The 19,500-nt window shown below is 69.4% G+C and carries 17 protein-coding genes; 13 read left to right on the forward strand and 4 right to left on the reverse strand.

What is annotated here, in order from left to right; genetic code table 11:
* Window positions 1-9 precede the first annotated feature (9 nt).
* The 3 genes from ACIBAG_RS21250 to ACIBAG_RS21260 all read left to right on the forward strand — a co-directional run bounded on the left by ACIBAG_RS21250 (window position 10) and on the right by ACIBAG_RS21260 (window position 2,926).
* Complete coding sequence (locus ACIBAG_RS21250) at window positions 10-801, forward strand: phosphatase (RefSeq protein WP_399107065.1); 792 nt, start codon at window positions 10-12, stop codon at window positions 799-801.
* A gap of 163 nt (window positions 802-964) precedes the next feature.
* Window positions 965-2,203, forward strand: a complete 1,239-nt coding sequence (locus ACIBAG_RS21255; RefSeq protein WP_399107066.1) for an acyltransferase family protein — start codon at window positions 965-967, stop codon at window positions 2,201-2,203.
* A gap of 57 nt (window positions 2,204-2,260) precedes the next feature.
* Window positions 2,261-2,926, forward strand: a complete 666-nt coding sequence (locus tag ACIBAG_RS21260; RefSeq protein WP_399107067.1) for a DedA family protein — start codon at window positions 2,261-2,263, stop codon at window positions 2,924-2,926.
* 4 nt (window positions 2,927-2,930) lie between these two features.
* On the opposite strand, the gene ACIBAG_RS21265 is transcribed toward ACIBAG_RS21260, so the two are convergent.
* The 4 genes from ACIBAG_RS21265 to ACIBAG_RS21280 all read right to left on the reverse strand — a co-directional run bounded on the left by ACIBAG_RS21265 (window position 2,931) and on the right by ACIBAG_RS21280 (window position 6,312).
* The gene (locus tag ACIBAG_RS21265; protein ID WP_399107068.1) at window positions 2,931-3,797 is read right to left on the reverse strand and encodes an acyl-CoA thioesterase; all 867 of its coding nucleotides are present in this window, start codon (window positions 3,795-3,797) and stop codon (window positions 2,931-2,933) included.
* 35 nt (window positions 3,798-3,832) lie between these two features.
* Window positions 3,833-4,990 carry an acyl-CoA dehydrogenase family protein gene (locus ACIBAG_RS21270; RefSeq protein ID WP_399107069.1) on the reverse strand — a complete coding sequence of 386 codons (1,158 nt, stop codon included), beginning with the start codon at window positions 4,988-4,990 and terminating at the stop codon, window positions 3,833-3,835.
* A 96-nt stretch (window positions 4,991-5,086) separates the two neighbouring features.
* The gene (locus tag ACIBAG_RS21275; protein ID WP_399107360.1) at window positions 5,087-5,662 is read right to left on the reverse strand and encodes a Uma2 family endonuclease; all 576 of its coding nucleotides are present in this window, start codon (window positions 5,660-5,662) and stop codon (window positions 5,087-5,089) included.
* 56 nt (window positions 5,663-5,718) lie between these two features.
* A complete protein-coding gene (locus ACIBAG_RS21280) occupies window positions 5,719-6,312 on the reverse strand; it encodes a TetR/AcrR family transcriptional regulator (protein WP_399107070.1) in 594 nt (197 codons plus the stop codon).
* 95 nt (window positions 6,313-6,407) lie between these two features.
* On the opposite strand from ACIBAG_RS21280, the gene ACIBAG_RS21285 reads away from it, so the two are divergent.
* The 10 genes from ACIBAG_RS21285 to ACIBAG_RS21330 all read left to right on the forward strand — a co-directional run bounded on the left by ACIBAG_RS21285 (window position 6,408) and on the right by ACIBAG_RS21330 (window position 19,475).
* The gene (locus ACIBAG_RS21285) at window positions 6,408-8,024 is read left to right on the forward strand and encodes a carboxyl transferase domain-containing protein (RefSeq protein ID WP_399107071.1); all 1,617 of its coding nucleotides are present in this window, start codon (window positions 6,408-6,410) and stop codon (window positions 8,022-8,024) included.
* An 11-nt stretch (window positions 8,025-8,035) separates the two neighbouring features.
* Window positions 8,036-9,985 (forward strand): acetyl/propionyl/methylcrotonyl-CoA carboxylase subunit alpha, encoded by a 1,950-nt coding sequence (locus ACIBAG_RS21290; protein WP_399107072.1) that lies wholly within the window; start codon window positions 8,036-8,038, stop codon window positions 9,983-9,985.
* A complete protein-coding gene (locus ACIBAG_RS21295) occupies window positions 9,982-10,929 on the forward strand; it encodes a hydroxymethylglutaryl-CoA lyase (RefSeq protein WP_399107073.1) in 948 nt (315 codons plus the stop codon). The genes ACIBAG_RS21290 and ACIBAG_RS21295 overlap by 4 nt, the downstream gene beginning before the upstream one ends.
* Before the next feature lie 6 nt (window positions 10,930-10,935).
* Complete coding sequence (locus tag ACIBAG_RS21300; protein ID WP_399107074.1) at window positions 10,936-12,096, forward strand: acyl-CoA dehydrogenase family protein; 1,161 nt, start codon at window positions 10,936-10,938, stop codon at window positions 12,094-12,096.
* A gap of 200 nt (window positions 12,097-12,296) precedes the next feature.
* Window positions 12,297-13,343, forward strand: coding sequence for an ABC transporter substrate-binding protein (locus ACIBAG_RS21305; protein WP_399107075.1), 1,047 nt, complete (start codon window positions 12,297-12,299; stop codon window positions 13,341-13,343).
* A gap of 110 nt (window positions 13,344-13,453) precedes the next feature.
* Window positions 13,454-14,287 carry a siderophore-interacting protein gene (locus tag ACIBAG_RS21310; protein ID WP_399107076.1) on the forward strand — a complete coding sequence of 278 codons (834 nt, stop codon included), beginning with the start codon at window positions 13,454-13,456 and terminating at the stop codon, window positions 14,285-14,287.
* A gap of 176 nt (window positions 14,288-14,463) precedes the next feature.
* Window positions 14,464-15,906 carry a lysine decarboxylase DesA gene (gene desA / locus ACIBAG_RS21315; protein WP_399107077.1) on the forward strand — a complete coding sequence of 481 codons (1,443 nt, stop codon included), beginning with the start codon at window positions 14,464-14,466 and terminating at the stop codon, window positions 15,904-15,906.
* Window positions 15,890-17,167: a lysine N(6)-hydroxylase/L-ornithine N(5)-oxygenase family protein gene (locus ACIBAG_RS21320; RefSeq protein ID WP_399107078.1), complete on the forward strand. Its 1,278-nt coding sequence runs from the start codon at window positions 15,890-15,892 to the stop codon at window positions 17,165-17,167. The genes desA and ACIBAG_RS21320 overlap by 17 nt, the downstream gene beginning before the upstream one ends.
* Window positions 17,164-17,706 (forward strand): GNAT family N-acetyltransferase, encoded by a 543-nt coding sequence (locus ACIBAG_RS21325; protein ID WP_399107079.1) that lies wholly within the window; start codon window positions 17,164-17,166, stop codon window positions 17,704-17,706. The genes ACIBAG_RS21320 and ACIBAG_RS21325 overlap by 4 nt, the downstream gene beginning before the upstream one ends.
* On the forward strand, window positions 17,703-19,475 hold the full coding sequence (locus ACIBAG_RS21330) for an IucA/IucC family protein (protein ID WP_399107080.1): 1,773 nt from the start codon (window positions 17,703-17,705) through the stop codon (window positions 19,473-19,475). The genes ACIBAG_RS21325 and ACIBAG_RS21330 overlap by 4 nt, the downstream gene beginning before the upstream one ends.
* The last annotated feature ends 25 nt before the right edge of the window (window positions 19,476-19,500 follow it).

Consider the following 19,500-nt stretch of genomic DNA (forward strand, 5'->3'; position numbering starts at 1 on the left):
ATGGGAGCCATGCCGATACCCGGGACACCCAGCCGCGCCGAGCTCGTCGACCACCTCGTCAGAACCCGTATCGCGGGGGACGTCGCCACTCCCCGCGAGAACAACCTCTCCCACTACCGCAAGCTGGCGAACGGCGACCGCCACTACTGGTTCGGCCTGGAGCTCGGTGACCGCTGGACCGACGAGCAGGACGTGCTCGCGGTGATGGCCGAGCGCGTCGGCGTGAACGACGACCCGGAGTACCGCCACGGCCAGGACACCATCGACCCCGAGCTGACGGTGGCCGCGCTGGAGCGGATGGCGGCCCGGCTGCGCAAGGCGGCGGACGGCGGGCAGCGGGTGCTGTTCGCGACCGGCCACCCGGGCGGCCTGCTGGACGTCCACCGCGCGACGGCCGACGCGCTGCGCGCCGCGGGCTGCGAGATCGTCGTCATCCCGGAGGGCCTGCAGACCGACGAGGGCTACGTCATGCAGTTCGCGGACGTCGCGGTCCTGGAGCACGGCGCCACCCTCTGGCACACCCACTCCGGCGAGCCGATGAAGGCCATCCTGACGGGGCTCGAGCGCGCGGGGCGTCCGCTGCCGGACCTGGTGGTGGCGGACCACGGCTGGGCGGGATACGCCGGGCAGCACGGGGTGGACTCCGTCGGATACGCGGACTGCAACGACCCGGCGCTGTTCCTCGCGGAGTCGGAGGGGACCGTGCAGGTGGTGGTCCCGCTCGACGACCATGTGATCAGCCCGCGCTTCTACGACCCGATGACGGCCTACCTGCTGGGTGAGGCCGGCCTGGTCGAGTAGGGGTTGTACTCGACCCCGGGGAAATCTCGGCGAATGCTGCGGGAACGCCGTCGGACTTCTTCATGGAGGTTGCAGCCCGGCCCACATCCCCTTGAGACACACCCTTGTCTGTTCAACCGGCAACGGATGTGACGGAGTTTTCTCAGGGGAACGGATGGTGCCGATGCCCAGTTCTGACAGTGGATACGCGGCGCCGCTGCGGGCGTCGGGCGCGCCACGCCTTCCCGCGCAGCCGCTTCCCCCACTCGCCGAGACGGTGCCCCGGCGGCCGGCCGAGGCGCCCCGGACACACAGACGGACGTCCCGGACACGCGGACACGCGGCCCCTCCGGCCCGGGAGGGGCGCCGCCTGTACGTCATCGACGGCATCCGCCTGCTCGCCGCACTGATGGTGGCGGTGCACCACTACGCGGGCACCGACCGGCTCGACCAGCCGGGCAACCCGGTCTGGGACCGTCCGGTGTCCGAGATCATGCCCACGGTGTTCCGCTTCGCCACCTACGGCTGGATCGGCGTCGAGATCTTCTTCGTGATCAGCGGCTTCGTGATCTGCATGTCGTGCTGGGGCCGCACCCCTCGGCAGTTCTTCGTCTCGCGGGTCATCCGGCTCTATCCGGCGTACTGGTTCGCCATCGCGTTCACCACGGCTGTCATCGTGCTGCCCGGGGTGTGGGAACGCCTGAGAGCGCGCGAGATACTGCTCAACCTCACGATGCTCCAGTCCGGCTCCGCCTCGCCGCACGTCGACGGCGTCTACTGGACCCTGTGGACGGAGCTGCGGTTCTACCTGCTCTTCCTCGTGGTCGTCGCCATGGGGCTCACCTACCGCAGGGTCGTCGTGTTCTGCTGCGTGTGGGGCGCCGCCGCGATGCTCGCGCCGATCTCCGAGCTCCGCCTGCTGATCCTGGTGGTCAACCCGGTCGCCGCCTGGTACTTCATCGCCGGCCTGGTGCTGTACCTCATGTACCGGTTCGGTCAGGACCTGCTGCTGTGGGGCATGCTGGCGATGTCCTGGCTGATGGGGCAGATGGAGGTGGGGCGCCGTATCGACGCGGTGGAGCACGTCTCCGGCTGGCGGGGCAGCGCGCTGATCTTCACCGCGTTCCTGCTGTTCATGGTCGCGGTGGCGCTGGGGTACACGGACCGGATCCGCTGGAAGTGGCTGGTCACCGCGGGCGCCCTGACGTATCCGCTCTATCTGACGCACTACCTCGCCGGCACGACCCTGATCAACCGCCTGCGCGACACCATGGACCCGCGGCTGCTGGTCACGGTCGTGATCGCCGCCTTCCTGGTGCTCAGCTGGCTGATCCACCGCTACGTCGAGCGCCCGGCGGCACGGCTGATGAAGAGGGGCATGGACACGTCCTTCGCGCGGTTGCGGAACGCGAGCCGGGGGTGACCTGCCGGGGCCCGTCCTCACGCCACCCTTAGGTCAAGACTTCGTAAAGTGGCGTGCATGATCTTTGCTGCAGTGTCCGACGCACCCGTCGGCGGAGTCGCCGGCTGGGCCGCCGACCTGATGGAGAAGCTGGGCGGACCCGGCGCCGGGCTGGCCATCGCGCTGGAGAACCTGTTCCCGCCGCTGCCGAGCGAGGTGATCCTGCCGCTGGCGGGGTTCACGGCGAGCCAGGGGCGTATGGACGTCTTCGCGGCCGTCGCCTGGACGACGGCGGGTTCGGTGGTGGGCGCACTGGCCCTGTATCTGCTCGGCGCGCTCCTCGGCCGGGACCGGCTGATCGGGGTGGCCTCGCGGCTGCCGCTGGTGAAGGCCTCGGATGTGGAGCGGACCGAGGCGTGGTTCCTCCGGCACGGCACCAAGGCCGTCTTCTTCGGCCGCTTCGTGCCCGTCTTCCGCAGCCTGATCTCGATACCGGCCGGCGTCGAACGCATGCGGCTCCCCGTGTTCCTCACCCTCACCGCGGCGGGCAGTCTCATCTGGAACACCGCGTTCATAGCGGGCGGCTACGCACTCGGCACACGCTGGCACGAGGTCACCGACGTCGTCGGGCTCTATTCCAAGGTGATCCTGGTGATCGCGGGTGTGGCGGTGCTCGGATTCCTCGCGGTACGCCTGTCACGGTCGGGGCGGGGACAGCGCAGGCGTACGGGCTCGGTGGGCTGAGCGGTCACCGCGGAACGCGGACGACCCCCTCCTGGATCACCGACACCGCGAGCCGCCCGTCCTGCGTGTAGATCCGGGCCTGTCCGAGCCCCCGCCCCGCGTACGCCGACGGCGACTCCTGGTCGTACAGCAGCCACTCGTCCGCGCGGAACGGGCGGTGGAACCACATCGCGTGGTCCAGCGAGGCGCCGACCACGTCCCCGACCGCCCAGCCGCCCCGGCCGTGGGCGAGCAGCACCGAGTCGAGCAGGGTCATGTCGGATACGTAGGTGGCGAGTACGACATGCAGGAGCGGGTCGTCGGCCAGCTTGCCGTTGGTGCGGAACCAGACCTGGGAGTGCGGTTCGCGCGGCTCGCCGAACTTGCCGTACGGCGGCTCGTCGACGTAGCGCAGGTCGACCGCCTGGCGCGCCTCCAGGAACCGCTCGACGACCGCCGGGTCGAGATGGTCGTAGCTGCGCAGCCGCTCCTCGGAGGTGGGGAGCGTCGCCGGGTCGGGTGAGGGCGGCATCGGGGCCTGGTGGTCCAGGCCCTCCTCGTACGTCTGGAAGGACGCCGACAGCGCGAAGATCGGCTTGCCGTGCTGGACGGCGACCACCCGGCGGGTGGTGAAGGAGCGGCCGTCGCGCATGCGGTCGACGTTGTAGACGATGGGCGCGCCCGGGTCCCCCATGCGCAGGAAGTACGCGTGGAGGGAGTGGGCGGGCCGGTCCGCCGGGACCGTGCGGCCGGCGGCGACGAGCGCCTGGGCCGCGACCTGACCGCCGAAGACCCGCGGGACCACGGCGGAGCGGGACTGGCCGCGGAAGATGTTCTCCTCGATCTGCTCCAGGTCGAGCAGATCGAGGAGACCCTGTAGTGCCTGGTTCATGGCACCTTTTCTATGGGCTGGTGATTGCAGGAGTCTTACAGGCCCATGTCCTTCGCGATGATCGACTTCATGATCTCGCTGGTGCCGCCGTAGATGCGGTTGACGCGGTTGTCCGCGTACAGGCGGGCGATCGGGTACTCGTTCATGAACCCGTAGCCGCCGTGCAGCTGGAGGCAGCGGTCGATCACGCGGTGCGCGACCTCGGTGCAGAAGAGCTTCGCGGAGGCGGCCTCGGCGGGGGTCAGTTCACCGGCGTCCAGGGCCTCCAGCGCGCGGTCGGCGACGGCCTCGGCGGCGTCGACCTCGGCCTGGCAGGCGGCCAGCTCGAACTTGGTGTTCTGGAAGTGGGCGACCGGCTTGCCGAAGACAGTGCGCTCCTGGACGTACTGCTTGGCGAACCGCACGGCGGCCTTGGCCTGGGCGTAGGCGCCGAAGGCGATGCCCCAGCGCTCGGAGGCCAGGTTGTGGCCCAGGTAGTAGAAGCCCTTGTTCTCCTCGCCGAGGAGGTCCTCGACCGGGACCTTGACGTCGACGAACGCCAGCTCGGCGGTGTCGGAGGTCTTCAGGCCGAGCTTGTCGAGCTTGCGGCCGACGGAGTAGCCCTCGGACTTGGTGTCCACGGCGAACAGGGAGATCCCGTGGCGGCGGTCCTCGGCGCTGGGCGCGTCGGTGCGGGCGCAGACGATCACGCGGTCGGCGTGCACACCACCGGTGATGAAGGTCTTCGCGCCGTTGAGGACGTAGTGCGTGCCGTCCTCGCTCAGCTTGGCGGTGGTCTTCATGCCCGCGAGGTCGGAGCCGGTGCCCGGCTCGGTCATCGCCAGCGCCCACATCTCCTCACCGGAGACGAACTTCGGCAGGAACCGCTTCTTCTGCTCGTCGGTGGCGAGCATCTTGATGTACGGCAGGCCGAGCAGCACGTGCACGCCGGAGCCGCCGAACTGGACGCCCGCGCGGGCGGTCTCCTCGTACATGATGGCTTCGAACTTGTACGAGTCGATGCCGGCGCCGCCGTACTCCTCGTCGACGCGGATGCCGAAGACGCCGAGCTCGGCGAGCTTGTAGTAGAAGTCGCGGGGCGCCTGGCCGGCCGCGAACCACTCGTCGTACACCGGTACGACCTCGGCCTCGATGAAGGCGCGGATGGTCTCCCGGAACGCCTCATGGTCCTCGTTGAACACAGTACGGCGCACGCCGCCACCTCCACCGGTACATGTCTAAGCGCTTGCTCACTCAACCGTACCGGCGGGTATCAACGGCCGTCCAGGGGTGCAGTCCCGTAACGCTCGTCACTCCCCGGGGCTGCGGTACCGACGGAACTCGGATGTCTTGACCGTCCAGGGGCCGAAAGGCACCGCGTCGCCGTAGATGTACGGGTCCTTGCGGGTGTAGCGGCCCTTGCATGGATCCGAGTGGACCTCGATAGTGCCGGTGCGCGGGTCGACGATCATGTAGTGAGCGATGCCCATGGCCGGATAGTCGTCGAGCTTCTCGACGTAGTCGTTGTTGGGGTTGGACGGCGAGACGATCTCGACGACTGCCAGAACCTGCGTCGCGTCGACGGCGACCCCCTCCTCGTCGAGGACCGCCTCCGGGATGACGACCGCGTCAGGGAGACGCATGCGGCCGATCGCGGGGTGCTCGATCTCAGGACCGCTGGCACAGATGTAGCCGGGATGCGTGCTGAGAAGCTGGTCGTCCAGCTGCTTGCAGATGCGGCGAACCGTACCCTCGTGGCGCTTGGACGGGCACATCATGGCCAGTATCGGGCCCGACGGCCCGATCTCGACGCTCCAAGCTCCTTCGAGCTGTTCGGCGTAGGCCCCGAGCTCCTCGGCGATCGCGCGCATCTTCGCGTAGTCCATGCCCATGAACTCAGAGTACTGAGCCGGAAGCCTGCAGACGTGCCCGTCGCCGCAGCTCAGCCCCCCGCCGCCCCGAACGCCCCCCGAGCCATCCGGTGCAGCAACTCCGCCGTGACCCCCCGCCCCGGCAGCGACCCCGGCCGCCCCAGGTGCGGCGTCGAGTTCAGCAGCCCGAACACCGAATGCACTGCCGAGCGGGCCGTCGGCTCGGCGAGGTCCGGGTAGACCTCGCGCACCACCTCCACCCACAGCTCGACGTACTGCCGCTGGAGCTGGCGCACGAGCTTGCGGTCGCTGTCGCGGAGGCGGTCCAGCTCGCGGTCGTGCAGGGTGATGAGGGGGCGGTCGTCGAGGGCGAAGTCGATGTGGCCCTCGATGAGGGAGTCCAGGACCGCCTCGGCCGGCACCCCGTCGGCCTCCGCCAGACGCCGCTTGGCGCCCGTCAGCAGCTGACCGCTGATGCCGACCAGCAGTTCGGCGAGCATCGCGTCCTTGCCGGCGAAGTGCCGGTAGAGACCGGGGCCGCTGATGCCCACGGCGGCGCCTATCTCGTCGACACCGACGCCGTGGAATCCACGCTCGGCGAAGAGGCGCGCGGCCTCCTTGAGGATCTGCTCGCGGCGGGTGGGGGCGTCGGTTCTGGTGGCCATGAAAGCAATTCTAGACAGGGAGGTTAGCGGTCGTTAACCTGAAGGAAATGGTTAACGCTCATTAACAGTCGACCACTGGGTGAGGGGACCGCAGGATGCACGAGGCACCGGAGCTTCACAGCGCGGCAGACCCCGCGTCGGAAGCCTGGCGGGCCAACGAGGAGGCCCACCGGGCGCTCGGGGAGGAGCTGCGCGCCAAGCTGGCGGCGGCCCGGCTCGGGGGCGGTGAGAGGGCACGCGCCCGGCACACCGCGCGCGGCAAGCTGCTGCCCAGGGACCGGGTGGACGCCCTCCTCGACCCCGGCTCCCCCTTCCTGGAGCTCGCCCCCCTCGCCGCCGACGGCATGTACGAGGGCCAGGCCCCGGCGGCCGGTGTCATCGCCGGGATCGGGCGGGTCAGCGGGCGCGAGTGCGTGATCGTCGCGAACGACGCCACGGTCAAGGGCGGGACGTACTACCCGATGACCGTGAAGAAGCATCTGCGCGCCCAGGAAGTCGCCCTGGAGAACCGGCTGCCGTGCCTGTATCTGGTGGACTCCGGTGGGGCCTTCCTGCCCATGCAGGACGAGGTGTTCCCGGACCGCGAGCACTTCGGGCGGATCTTCTACAACCAGGCCCGGATGTCGGGCGCCGGCATCCCGCAGATCGCGGCCGTGCTCGGCTCGTGCACCGCCGGGGGCGCCTACGTCCCGGCCATGAGCGACGAGGCCGTCATCGTCCGGAACCAGGGGACGATCTTCCTGGGCGGTCCGCCCCTGGTGAAGGCCGCCACCGGCGAGGTCGTCACCGCCGAGGAACTGGGCGGCGGCGAGGTGCACTCCCGGATCTCCGGTGTCACCGACCACCTCGCCGAGGACGACGCCCACGCCCTGCGGATCGTGCGGAACATCGTCGCCACGCTCCCCGCGCGCGGGAGCCTGCCCTGGTCCGTGGAGCCGTCGGCCGAGCCGAAGGTGGACCCGTACGGGCTCTACGGCGCCGTACCGGTCGACTCCCGCACCCCTTATGACGTGCGCGAGATCATCGCGCGCGTGGTGGACGGCTCCCGTTTCGCCGAGTTCAAGGCGGAGTTCGGGCAGACCCTGGTCACCGGATTCGCCCGGATCCACGGCCACCCGGTGGGGATCGTGGCCAACAACGGCATCCTCTTCTCCGAGTCCGCCCAGAAGGGCGCCCACTTCATCGAGCTGTGCGACCAGCGCGGGATCCCGCTGGTGTTCCTGCAGAACATCTCCGGGTTCATGGTCGGCAAGGACTACGAGGCGGGTGGCATCGCCAAGCACGGCGCCAAGATGGTGACGGCCGTGGCCTGCACACGCGTGCCGAAGCTGACGGTCGTGGTCGGCGGGTCGTACGGCGCCGGGAACTACTCCATGTGCGGCCGGGCCTACTCGCCCCGCTTCCTGTGGATGTGGCCGAACGCCAAGATCTCCGTCATGGGCGGCGAACAGGCCGCCTCCGTCCTCGCGACCGTCAAGCGGGACCAGTTGGAGGCGCGCGGGGAGTCCTGGCCCCCGGAGGAGGAAGAGGCCTTCAAGGACCCGATCCGTGCGCAGTACGAGCGTCAGGGGAATGCCTACTACGCGACGGCCCGCCTCTGGGACGACGGGGTCATCGATCCCCTGGAGACCCGGCAGGTGCTGGGCCTGGCCCTGACCGCCTGTGCGAACGCCCCGCTGGGTGACCCCCAGTTCGGCGTCTTCCGGATGTGATGAGGGGACTCATGTTTGACACCGTGCTTGTGGCCAACCGGGGCGAGATCGCCGTCCGTGTCATCCGGACCCTGCGCACGCTGGGCGTGCGCTCGGTGGCCGTCTTCTCGGACGCGGACGTAGACGCGCGGCATGTGCGGGAGGCCGACACGGCGGTACGGATCGGTCCGGCGCCGGCGGCCGAGAGCTATCTGTCGGTGGAGCGGATCCTTCAGGCGGCGGCCCGCACCGGCGCCCAGGCCGTCCACCCCGGCTACGGCTTCCTCGCGGAGAACGCGGCGTTCGCGCGCGCGTGCGCCGAGGCGGGGCTCGTGTTCATCGGCCCGCCCGCGGACGCCATCTCGCTCATGGGCGACAAGATCCGTGCCAAGGAGACCGTGAAGGCGGCCGGGGTGCCGGTGGTTCCCGGGGGCCGGGATCCCGAACTGGCCGAGGCGGCCCGCGAACTGGGCGCGCCCGTGCTGCTGAAGCCCAGCGCCGGCGGTGGCGGCAAGGGCATGCGGCTGATCCGGGACCTCACCGTCCTGGAGGAGGAGATCGCCGCCGCCCGCCGCGAGGCCCGCGCCTCCTTCGGTGACGACACGCTCCTGGTCGAGCGGTGGATCGACCGGCCCCGGCACATCGAGATCCAGGTCCTGGCCGACGGCCACGGCAATGTGGTCCACCTCGGCGAGCGCGAGTGTTCCCTCCAACGGCGGCACCAGAAGATCATCGAGGAGGCGCCGAGTGTGCTCCTCGACGAGTCCACGCGCGCGGCGATGGGCGAGGCGGCCGTGCAGGCGGCCCGCTCCTGCGGGTACCGGGGCGCGGGCACGGTGGAGTTCATCGTGCCGGGCGGCACTGTGCCTGTCGGGGGGACACCCCCCGAACCCCCCGTGTCCTCGTTCTACTTCATGGAGATGAACACCCGCCTCCAGGTGGAGCACCCGGTCACCGAGCTCATCACCGGCCTCGACCTGGTGGAGTGGCAGCTGCGGGTGGCGGCGGGCGAGCGGCTGGCTTTCGGGCAGGACGACGTCCGGCTCACCGGGCACGCGATCGAAGCCCGCATCTGCGCGGAGGACCCCGCGCGCGGATTCCTGCCGTCCGGCGGCACGGTCCTGCGCCTGCGCGAACCGCAGGGCGACGGCATCCGCACCGACTCCGGGCTCAGCGAGGGAACGGAGGTCGGGAGCCTGTACGACCCGATGCTGTCCAAGGTGATCGCGTACGGGCCGGATCGCGAGACGGCGATCCGCAGGCTCCGGGCGGCCCTGGCGGAGACGGTCACTCTGGGCGTGCAGACGAACGCCGGGTTCCTGCGGCGGCTGCTCGCGCATCCGGCGGTAGTGGCGGGCGAGTTGGACACGGGGCTGGTCGAGCGGGAGGTGGCGGGGCTGATCGCCACGGACGTCCCGGAGGAGGTCTACGAGGCCGCGGCGGCCGTACGGCTGGACGGCCTGAAGCCGCGCACGGAGGGCTGGACGGACCCGTTCTCGGTGCCGAACGGCTGGCGGCTGGGGGGCGTTCCGAAGCCCGTCGCCTTCCCGCTGCGCGTCCAGGAACCGGTCGCCTACGTCCCGCGCGGCACACACACCGTCACCTCGGACGACGTCTGCGTCGTCCTCGACGGCGTCCGCCACGCCTTCCACCGGGCCGGCGACTGGCTGGGGCGCGACGGCGAGGCGTGGCACGTGCGCGACCACGACCCGGTGGCCGCGTCACTGACCGGCGCGCGCCACTCGGGCGCGGACTCCCTCACCGCCCCCATGCCCGGCACGGTCACCGTCGTGAAGGTCGCCGTCGGGGACGAGGTGACCGCCGGTCAGAGCCTCTTGGTCGTCGAGGCCATGAAGATGGAGCACGTCATCTCCGCCCCGCACGCCGGCACGGTCGCCGAGCTGGACGTCACTCCGGGCACGACGGTCGCCATGGACCAGGTGCTCGCGGTGATCGCGCCCCACGAGGAGGTGGCGGAATGAGCACCCCGGAACTCGGCCTTCCCATGGTCGTACCCGCACCGGGCCTGCCCGCCCGCGTCCGGATCCACGAGGTCGGCGCCCGCGACGGCCTCCAGAACGAGAAGTCGACCGTCCCGACGGAGGTGAAGGCGCAGTTCGTCCGCCGCCTCGCCGACGCGGGGCTGACGACGATCGAGGCCACCAGCTTCGTCCACCCGAAGTGGGTGCCCCAACTGGCCGACGCGGAGCAGCTGTTCCCGCGGGTCGCCGACCTCCCGGTGGCACTGCCGGTCCTCGTTCCCAACGAACGCGGCCTCGACCGCGCACTGGCCCTCGGAGCCTCGCGCGTCGCCGTGTTCGCCAGCGCCACCGAGTCCTTCGCCAAGGCCAACCTCAACCGCACGGTCGACGAGGCGCTGGCGATGTTCGAGCCGGTGGCGGCCCGGGCGAAGGCGTCCGGCGTCCACGTCCGCGGCTACCTCTCCATGTGCTTCGGCGACCCGTGGGAGGGGGCGGTCCCGGTCCCGCAGGTGGTGCGGGTGTGCAGGGCGCTGCTGGACCTGGGCTGCGACGAGCTGAGCCTGGGCGACACGATCGGGGTGGCGACGCCGGGGCACGTGGGCGCGCTGCTGAGAGCCCTGAACGAGGCGCGGATCCCCACGGACGTGCTCGGCGTCCACTTCCACGACACCTACGGGCAGGCGCTCGCCAACACCTACGCCGCCCTGGAACACGGCGTCACCACGGTCGACGCCTCCGCCGGCGGCCTCGGCGGCTGCCCGTACGCCAAGTCCGCCACCGGCAATCTCGCCACCGAAGACCTCGTGTGGATGCTGCGGGGTCTCGGCATCGACACCGGAGTCCACCTCGACCGCCTCGTCGCCACGAGCGCGTGGATGGCCGAACAACTGGGCCGACCCAGCCCGTCCCGCACCGTACGAGCCCTGTCCCACAAGGAGCAGTGACCCGCGATGGACCACCGACTCTCCCCCGAACTCGAAGAACTCCGCCGTACGGTGGAGGAGTTCGCGCATGACGTCGTAGCGCCCAAGATCGGCGAGTACTACGAGCACCACGAGTTCCCCTACGAGATCGTCCGCGAGATGGGCCGCATGGGCCTGTTCGGGCTGCCGTTCCCGGAGGAGTACGGCGGCATGGGCGGCGACTATCTGGCGCTGGGCGTGGCCCTCGAGGAGCTGGCCCGGGTGGACTCCTCGGTCGCCATCACCCTCGAAGCGGGCGTCTCGCTGGGCGCGATGCCGATCCACCTCTTCGGCACGCAGGCCCAGAAGCAGGAGTGGCTCCCGCGCCTGTGCTCCGGTGAGATCCTGGGCGCGTTCGGGCTGACCGAACCCGACGGCGGCTCGGACGCGGGCGCGACGCGCACGACGGCCCGCCTCGACCCGGACACCGGCGAGTGGGTGATCAACGGCACCAAGTGCTTCATCACCAACTCGGGTACGGACATCACCGGCCTGGTCTCGGTCACGGCGGTGACCGGCCGCAAGCCGGACGGCAGGCCGCGGATCTCGTCCATCATCGTCCCGTCCGGCACCCCGGGCTTCACGGTGGCCGCCCCGTACTCCAAGGTCGGCTGGAACGCCTCCGACACCCGCGAGCTGTCCTTCGCCGACGTCCGGGTCCCGGCGGCCAACCTCCTGGGCGAAGAGGGCCGCGGCTACGCCCAGTTCCTGCGCATCCTGGACGAGGGCCGGATCGCCATCGCGGCACTCGCCACGGGTCTGGCCCAGGGCTGTGTGGACGAGTCCGTGAAGTACGCCAAGGAACGCCACGCCTTCGGCCGCCCCATCGGCGCCAACCAGGCCATCCAGTTCAAGATCGCCGACATGGAGATGAAGGCCCACACGGCCCGCCTCGCCTGGCGCGACGCGGCCTCCCGCCTGGTGTCCGGGGAGCCCTTCAAGAAGGAGGCGGCGCTGGCGAAGCTGTACTCGTCGACGATCGCGGTGGACAACGCCCGCGACGCGACGCAGATCCACGGCGGCTACGGCTTCATGAACGAGTACCCGGTGGCCCGTATGTGGCGGGACTCCAAGATCCTGGAGATCGGGGAGGGCACGAGCGAGGTGCAGCGGATGCTGATCGCTCGGGAGCTGGGGCTTGTGGGCTGAGCGCGTCGACCGCTCGAACAACGCTCAACGCCCCTTGATTTCATGGGGCGTTGAGCGTCTCTGTCCATGTGAGGCACCCTCACAGCGTGCGCACAACTTCGATCAGAAGGCCACCCACCCCTGGACATCAGCTCAGGTTAGGCTAACCTACCTTCGAATTGTCCGGCGGGCGATCCGCCCTGTTCGAAAGCAGCGTAGCTATGCCCAACGCCAGAGCCACCCACCTCACCCGCCGCGGCATCCTCGCCGCGGGCGGCGCCCTCGGCCTCGGGGCCGTGCTCGCAGCCTGCGGGGACGAAAACGCGAAAAGCGGTGGGTCGGACGAGGCCACGACCGCTGCCAAGTCCGGCCCCTGGACGTTCAAGGACGACCGCGGCACCACCGTGAAGCTCGACAAGGTCCCGACGAAGATCGTCGCCTTCGTCGGTGTCGCGGCCGCCCTGTACGACTACGGCATCGAGGTCAAGGGCGTCTTCGGCCCGACCAAGACGCAGGACGGCAAGGCCGACGTCCAGGCCGGCGACATGGACGTCAGCAAGCTGACGGTCTTCGGCAACGTCTGGGACCAGTTCAACGTCGAGAAGTACGCCGCGTTCGCCCCCGAGGTCCTCATCTCCACGACCTTCGACAGCGCCGGCACCCTCTGGTACGTCCCGGAGGCGTCCAAGGACAAGATCGCCAAGCTCGCCCCGAGCGCCGCGATCTCCGTCTACGACCGTCAGCTGACCCAGCCGCTGGAGCGGGTCTGGGAGCTGGCCGAGTCCCTCGGCGCGGACATGAAGGCCGACAAGGTGGCCCAGTCGAAGAAGGAGTTCGAGGCCGCCGCCGAGCGTCTGCGCAAGGCCGCCAAGGCGCGCCCCGAGATCAAGGTGATGGCCGGTTCCGCCAGCCAGGACATCTTCTACGTCTCCGGCACCAACCTCTCCATCGACCTTGAGTACTTCAAGGCCCTCGGCGTGAACTTCGTCGAGCCGCCGGAGAGCGCCAAGAAGGAGGGCGGCGGCTGGTTCGAGTCGCTGAGCTGGGAGAACGTCGACAAGTACCCGGCCGACATCATCATGATGGACGACCGCTCCTCGACGATCCAGCCGGCCGACATCACCGAGGCGACCTGGAAGAAGCTGCCCGCGGTGAAGGCGGGGCAGGTCATCGCCCGGTCGCCCGAGCCGATTCTGTCGTACGACAAGTGCACGCCGCTGCTCACCAGCCTTGCTGAGGCCATCGAGAAGGCCAAGAAGGTCGCCTGAGAAAGGGCCACTTGAGGTTGTGGGGCGACTGCGGATCCGTTGTGGCCGGTCGCGCAGTTCCCCGCGCCCCCAGGTAGGCATACCTGACGTCGATTCAGGAGTAACCCCCCATGACTACTGCCGTAGCCGCCCCGTTCCGTTTCTTCTCTCTGCAAGTCGTACGGACGAGGCGGCTCGGGCCGTCCATGGTCCGGGTCACCTTCGGCGGGGAGGATCTGGAGTACTTCTTCTCCGACGGGCACGACCAGAGCCTGTCGATCTTCCTGCCGCACCCGGGTCAGACGGAGCCGCAGGTCCCCCTCGAGCTCGGTGACGGCTGGTGGCAGGGATGGCGTGAACTGCCGGACGACGTGCGGGCCGTGATGCGGTCGTACACGCTCCGCTCGCTCCGCCGGGACCCCGACGAGATCGACATCGACTTCGTCCTGCACACCCCGGCCGGCCCGGCCTCCGGCTGGGCCGCCCGCGCCACCGCCGGTGACCGCGTCCTGGTGCTCGGGCCCGCCATCGCCGACAACCGGGCGATCCGGTTCCGGCCGCCGGAGGACACCGATCTCGTCGTCGTCTGGGGCGACGACAGCGCCGTACCCGCCGTCTCCGCCATCCTCGAGTCGCTGCCCGCCGGCACGCGCGCCCGGGTGTGGCTGACGGTGCACGATGCCGGAGACATCCAGGACCTGGTGACCGAGGCCGACGCCGAGATCACCTGGCTGGTCCAGGAGGCCACGCACGCCGAGGGGTCCCCCATGACCCTCGACACCATCCGCGCCGCCCAGCTCCCCGCCGCCGAGCGCCCGTACGTCTGGATCGCGGGCGAGTCCGGCAGCGTGAAGGCGCTGCGCCGGCACTTCGTCGGTGAGCGTGGGGTGGAACGTCGCCGGGTCACCTTCGTGGGGTACTGGCGGCAGGGGCTCAGCGAGGAGCAGCTGCGCGAGCAGGCGTAACTCCCGCTGAAAGCAAGGCGATCGGGCGACTGTCGCGACGTAAGTGATCGTAGTCACCCTTGATGCCGCCTTGACTCAAAGGGACTTAGGTTAGGCTAACCTAAGTCGCAGATACGGCATTCCGCAGTTCGCGGCACCCCCGCACTCACGGCCCGTCCCCACCGGAGGACCTCCCCATGCGCTCGCACCTGCTCAATGACACGACCGCGGAGCAGTACCGCCGCTCCGTGACCGAAGGAATCGAGCGGGTGGCCGCCAAACTCGCCGCCACCGACCGTCCGTTCACCGGCGTCACGGTCGACGCCCTGGCCCCCGCCATCGACGCGATCGACCTCGACAAGCCGCTGCTGGACACCGCCGCGGTCCTCGACGAGCTGGAGGACGTCTACCTCCGGGACGCCATCTACTTCCACCACCCCCGCTACCTCGCCCACCTCAACTGCCCTGTCGTCATCCCGGCCGTGCTCGGCGAGGCGATCCTCTCCGCGGTCAACTCCTCCCTGGACACCTGGGACCAGTCGGCCGGCGGCACCCTGATCGAGCGCAAGCTCATCGACTGGACGACGGCCCGAATAGGCCTTGGCGAGAACGCCGACGGTGTCTTCACCTCGGGCGGCACGCAGTCCAACCTGCAGGCGCTGCTACTGGCCCGGGAGGAGGCCAAGACCGACTCCCTCGCCAAACTGCGCATCTTCGCCTCCGAGGTCAGCCACTTCAGCGTGAAGAAGTCCGCGAAACTGCTCGGGCTGGGCCAGGACGCGGTCGTGTCCATCCCCGTCGACCACGACAAGCGCATGCAGACCGTGGCCCTCGCCCGCGAACTGGAGCGCTGCCGCCGCGACGGCCTCGTCCCCATGGCTGTCGTCGCCACCGCCGGCACCACCGACTTCGGCTCCATCGACCCGCTGCCCGAGATCGCCGAGCTGTGCGAGCAGTTCGACACCTGGATGCACGTCGATGCCGCCTACGGCTGCGGTCTGCTCGCCTCCGTGAAGTACCGGGGCCGCATCGACGGCATCGAGCGCGCCGACTCGGTCACCGTCGACTACCACAAGTCCTTCTTCCAGCCGGTGAGTTCGTCGGCCGTGCTGGTCCGGGACGCCTCGACGCTGCGCCACGCGACCTACCACGCCGAGTACCTCAACCCGAAGCGCATGGTGCAGGAGCGCATCCCCAACCAGGTCGACAAGTCCCTGCAGACCACCCGCCGCTTCGACGCCCTCAAGCTGTGGATGACCCTGCGCGTGATGGGCGCCGACGGCATCGGGCAGCTCTTCGACGAGGTCTGCGACCTGGCCGTGGAGGGCTGGAAGCTGCTCGCCGCCGACCCGCGCTTCGACGTGGTCGTGGAGCCCACGCTGTCCACCCTCGTCTTCCGCTACATCCCGGCCGCCGTCACCGACCCCGCCGAGATCGACCGCGCCAACCTCTACGCCCGCAAGGCCCTGTTCGCCTCCGGTGACGCGGTCGTCGCGGGCACGAAGGTCCAAGGCCGCCACTACCTGAAGTTCACCTTGCTCAACCCCGAGACGACGGCCGACGACATCGCCGCCGTCCTCGACCTGATCGCCGGCCACGCCGAGCAGTACCTGGGAGAGTCCCTTGACCGCGCGTCCTGAAAACCCGACCAAGACCCATGATTTCGTGGGGATCGGGCTCGGCCCGTTCAACCTCGGCCTCGCCTGCCTGACCGAGCCGATCGACGAGCTCGACGGCGTCTTCCTGGAGTCCAAGCCGGACTTCGAGTGGCACGCGGGCATGTTCCTGGACGGCGCCCACCTCCAGACCCCGTTCATGTCGGACCTGGTCACGCTGGCCGACCCGACCTCGCCGTACTCCTTCCTGAACTACCTGAAGGAGAAGGGCCGGCTGTACTCGTTCTACATCCGCGAGAACTTCTACCCGCTGCGGGTCGAGTACGACGACTACTGCCGCTGGGCCGCGAACAGGCTGAGCAGCGTCCGCTTCAGCACGACGGTGACGGAGGTGACGTACGAGGACGACCTGTACGTCGTACGCACCGAGGCCGGCGAGGTCTTCCGCGCCCGGCACCTCGTCCTCGGCACCGGCACCTCCCCGCACTACCCGGAGGCGGTGCGCGGTCTGGGCGGCGACTTCTTCCACAACTCCCGCTATGTGCAGAACAAGGCGGAACTCCAGCAGAAGGAGTCGATCACGATCGTCGGCTCCGGCCAGTCCGCCGCCGAGATCTACTACGACCTCCTCAGCGAGATCGACGTCCACGGCTACCGGCTGAACTGGGTGACCCGCTCCCCGCGCTTCTTCCCGCTGGAGTACACCAAGCTCACGCTGGAGATGACCTCGCCGGAGTACATCGACTACTTCCGCGCGCTGCCCGAGGCCACCCGCTACCGGCTCACTGCCCAGCAGAAGGGCCTGTTCAAGGGCATCGACGGCGACCTCGTCAACGAGATCTTCGACCTGCTCTACCAGAAGAACCTCGGCGGGCCGGTGCCCACGCGCCTGCTCACCAACTCCGCGCTCCACGGCGCCCGTTACGAGAACGGCACGTACACGCTCTCCTTCCGCCAGGAGGAGCAGGAGAAGGACTACGAGATCGACACCCAGGGCCTGGTCCTGGCCACCGGCTACCACTACGCCGAGCCCGAGTTCCTGGCACCGGTCCGCGACCGCCTGGTCCGCGACTCCCAGGGCAACTTCGACGTCGCCCGCAACTACGCGATCGACGTCACGGGCCGCGGCGTCTTCCTCCAGAACGCCGGCGTCCACACCCACAGCATCACCAGCCCCGACCTGGGCATGGGCGCGTACCGCAACAGCTACATCATCCGTGAGCTGCTGGGCACCGAGTACTACCCGGTCGAGAAGACCATCGCGTTCCAGGAGTTCGCCGTATGAGCACCGGTACCTTCACCTTCCGCCCCCTCGACCCCCTGAAGGACGCCGAGCTGCTGCATGCCTGGGTCACCCACCCCAAGGCGGCCTTCTGGATGATGCAGGACGCGAAGCTGGAGGACGTCGAGCGCGCCTACATGGAGATCGCGGCCGACGAACACCACCACGCGCTGCTGGGTCTCGACGAGCGCGGCGCGCCCGCCTTCCTGATGGAGAAGTACGACCCCGCCCACCGGGAACTGGTCGGCCTGTACGAGCCGCAGCCCGGCGATGTCGGCATGCACTTCCTCACCCCCGCGACCGACACGCCCGTCCACGGCTTCACCCGGTCCGTCATCACCGCCGTGATGGCGCACCTCTTCGAGGACCCGGCGGTGCGGCGCGTCGTCGTGGAGCCGGACGTCTCCAACAAGGCCGTCCATGCCCTGAACGAAGCGGTCGGGTTCGTTCCCGAGCGCGAGATCCAGAAGCCGGAGAAGAAGGCGCTGCTGAGTTTCTGCACGCGTGAGCAGTTCGTGGCCGCCATAGGAGTTGCCGTATGACCCTGTCCGACGCCGTAGCGCACCTGTCCCCCCACCGCTGGGCGCGGGCCAACCGCCTCCTGATCCGCAAGGCGCTCGCCGAGTTCGCACACGAGCGGCTCATCACCCCGGAGGCCACCGGCGAGGGCACGTACGTCGTCCGCAGCGACGACGGCCTGACCCGGTACACCTTCACCGCCGTGCTCCGCGCCCTCGACCACTGGCAGGTCGACGCCGACTCGATCACCCGCCACCGTGACGGCGTCGAACTTCCGCTCGCCGCCCTGGACTTCTTCATCGAGCTGCAGAAGTCCCTGGGCCTGAGCGACGAGGTCCTGCCGGTCTACCTGGAGGAGATCTCCTCCACCCTCTCCGGCACCTGCTACAAGCTCACCAAGCCGCAGATCCCGGTCGCCGAGCTGGCGAAGTCCGGCTTCCAGGCCATCGAGACCGGCATGACCGAGGGCCACCCCTGCTTCGTCGCCAACAACGGGCGGCTCGGCTTCGGCATCCACGAGTACCTGTCGTACGCTCCCGAGACCGCGAGCCCGGTCCGGCTGGTCTGGCTCGCGGCCCACCGCTCGCGCGCCGCGTTCACGGCCGGTGTCGGCATCGAGTACGAGGCTTTCGTACGGGACGAGCTGGGCGAGGAGACCGTCGAGCGCTTCTACGGCGTCCTGCGCGAGCAGGACCTCGACCCCGCCGACTACCTCCTCATCCCGGTCCACCCCTGGCAGTGGTGGAACAAGCTCACCGTCACCTTCGCCGCGGAGGTCGCCCAGAAGCACCTGGTCTGCCTGGGCGAGGGCGACGACGAGTACCTGGCCCAGCAGTCCATCCGGACCTTCTTCAACCGGACCAGCCCGGAGAAGCACTACGTCAAGACGGCCCTGTCCGTCCTCAACATGGGCTTCATGCGCGGACTGTCGGCCGCCTACATGGAGGCCACGCCCGCCATCAACGACTGGCTGGCCCAGCTCATCGACAACGACCCGGTGCTGAAGTCCACCGGCCTGTCGATCATCCGCGAGCGGGCCGCCGTCGGCTACCGGCACCTGGAGTACGAGAGGGCGACCGACCGCTACTCGCCGTACCGCAAGATGCTGGCGGCCCTGTGGCGGGAGAGCCCGGTCGCGTCCCTCCAGGAGGGCGAGTCGCTGGCGACCATGGCCTCCCTCGTCCATGTCGACCACGAGGGCAACTCCTTCGCGGGCGCCCTGATCGAGCAGTCGGGCCTGGCGCCGAAGGAGTGGCTGCGCCGCTACCTGAAGGCCTACTTCACCCCGCTGCTGCACAGCTTCTACGCCTACGACCTGGTGTTCATGCCGCACGGCGAGAACGTCATCCTGGCCCTGAAGGACGGCGTGGTCCAGCGCGCGATCTACAAGGACATCGCCGAGGAGATCGCCGTCATGGACGTGGACGCGGTGCTGCCGCCCACGGTCGAGCGGCTGCGCGTGGACGTCCCGGAGGAGAAGAAGCTCCTGTCCGTCTTCACGGACGTCTTCGACTGCTTCTTCCGCTTCCTCGCCGCGAACCTCGCGTCCGAGGGGATCCTGGAGGAGGACGACTTCTGGCGCACGGTCGCCGAGGTCACCCGGGACTACCAGCACTCGGTGCCCGAACTCGCCGACAAGTTCAAGCAGTACGACATGTTCGCGCCCGAGTTCGCGCTGTCCTGCCTCAACCGCCTCCAGTTGCGCAACAACAAGCAGATGGTGGACCTCGCGGACCCGGCGGGCGCACTGCAGCTGGTCGGCAATCTGAAGAACCCCATCGCAGGGCTGTAGCCACGGCCCCCGTCAGACGGGCGGG

The organism is Streptomyces sp. NPDC051243 (assembly GCF_044455405.1).
Classification (GTDB): domain Bacteria; phylum Actinomycetota; class Actinomycetes; order Streptomycetales; family Streptomycetaceae; genus Streptomyces.

What these genes read in the sequence shown, in the direction of transcription:
- ACIBAG_RS21250 (WP_399107065.1), top strand. Translation starts at nt 10, where the DNA reads ATGCCGATACCCGGGACACCCAGCCGCGCCGAGCTCGTCGACCACCTC.
- ACIBAG_RS21255 (WP_399107066.1), top strand. Translation starts at nt 965, where the DNA reads ATGCCCAGTTCTGACAGTGGATACGCGGCGCCGCTGCGGGCGTCGGGC.
- ACIBAG_RS21260 (WP_399107067.1), top strand. Translation starts at nt 2,261, where the DNA reads ATGATCTTTGCTGCAGTGTCCGACGCACCCGTCGGCGGAGTCGCCGGC.
- ACIBAG_RS21265 (WP_399107068.1), bottom strand. Translation starts at nt 3,797, where the DNA reads ATGAACCAGGCACTACAGGGTCTCCTCGATCTGCTCGACCTGGAGCAG.
- ACIBAG_RS21275 (WP_399107360.1), bottom strand. Translation starts at nt 5,662, where the DNA reads ATGGACTACGCGAAGATGCGCGCGATCGCCGAGGAGCTCGGGGCCTAC.
- ACIBAG_RS21280 (WP_399107070.1), bottom strand. Translation starts at nt 6,312, where the DNA reads ATGGCCACCAGAACCGACGCCCCCACCCGCCGCGAGCAGATCCTCAAG.
- ACIBAG_RS21285 (WP_399107071.1), top strand. Translation starts at nt 6,408, where the DNA reads ATGCACGAGGCACCGGAGCTTCACAGCGCGGCAGACCCCGCGTCGGAA.
- ACIBAG_RS21290 (WP_399107072.1), top strand. Translation starts at nt 8,036, where the DNA reads ATGTTTGACACCGTGCTTGTGGCCAACCGGGGCGAGATCGCCGTCCGT.
- ACIBAG_RS21295 (WP_399107073.1), top strand. Translation starts at nt 9,982, where the DNA reads ATGAGCACCCCGGAACTCGGCCTTCCCATGGTCGTACCCGCACCGGGC.
- ACIBAG_RS21300 (WP_399107074.1), top strand. Translation starts at nt 10,936, where the DNA reads ATGGACCACCGACTCTCCCCCGAACTCGAAGAACTCCGCCGTACGGTG.
- ACIBAG_RS21305 (WP_399107075.1), top strand. Translation starts at nt 12,297, where the DNA reads ATGCCCAACGCCAGAGCCACCCACCTCACCCGCCGCGGCATCCTCGCC.
- ACIBAG_RS21310 (WP_399107076.1), top strand. Translation starts at nt 13,454, where the DNA reads ATGACTACTGCCGTAGCCGCCCCGTTCCGTTTCTTCTCTCTGCAAGTC.
- desA (WP_399107077.1), top strand. Translation starts at nt 14,464, where the DNA reads ATGCGCTCGCACCTGCTCAATGACACGACCGCGGAGCAGTACCGCCGC.
- ACIBAG_RS21325 (WP_399107079.1), top strand. Translation starts at nt 17,164, where the DNA reads ATGAGCACCGGTACCTTCACCTTCCGCCCCCTCGACCCCCTGAAGGAC.
- ACIBAG_RS21330 (WP_399107080.1), top strand. Translation starts at nt 17,703, where the DNA reads ATGACCCTGTCCGACGCCGTAGCGCACCTGTCCCCCCACCGCTGGGCG.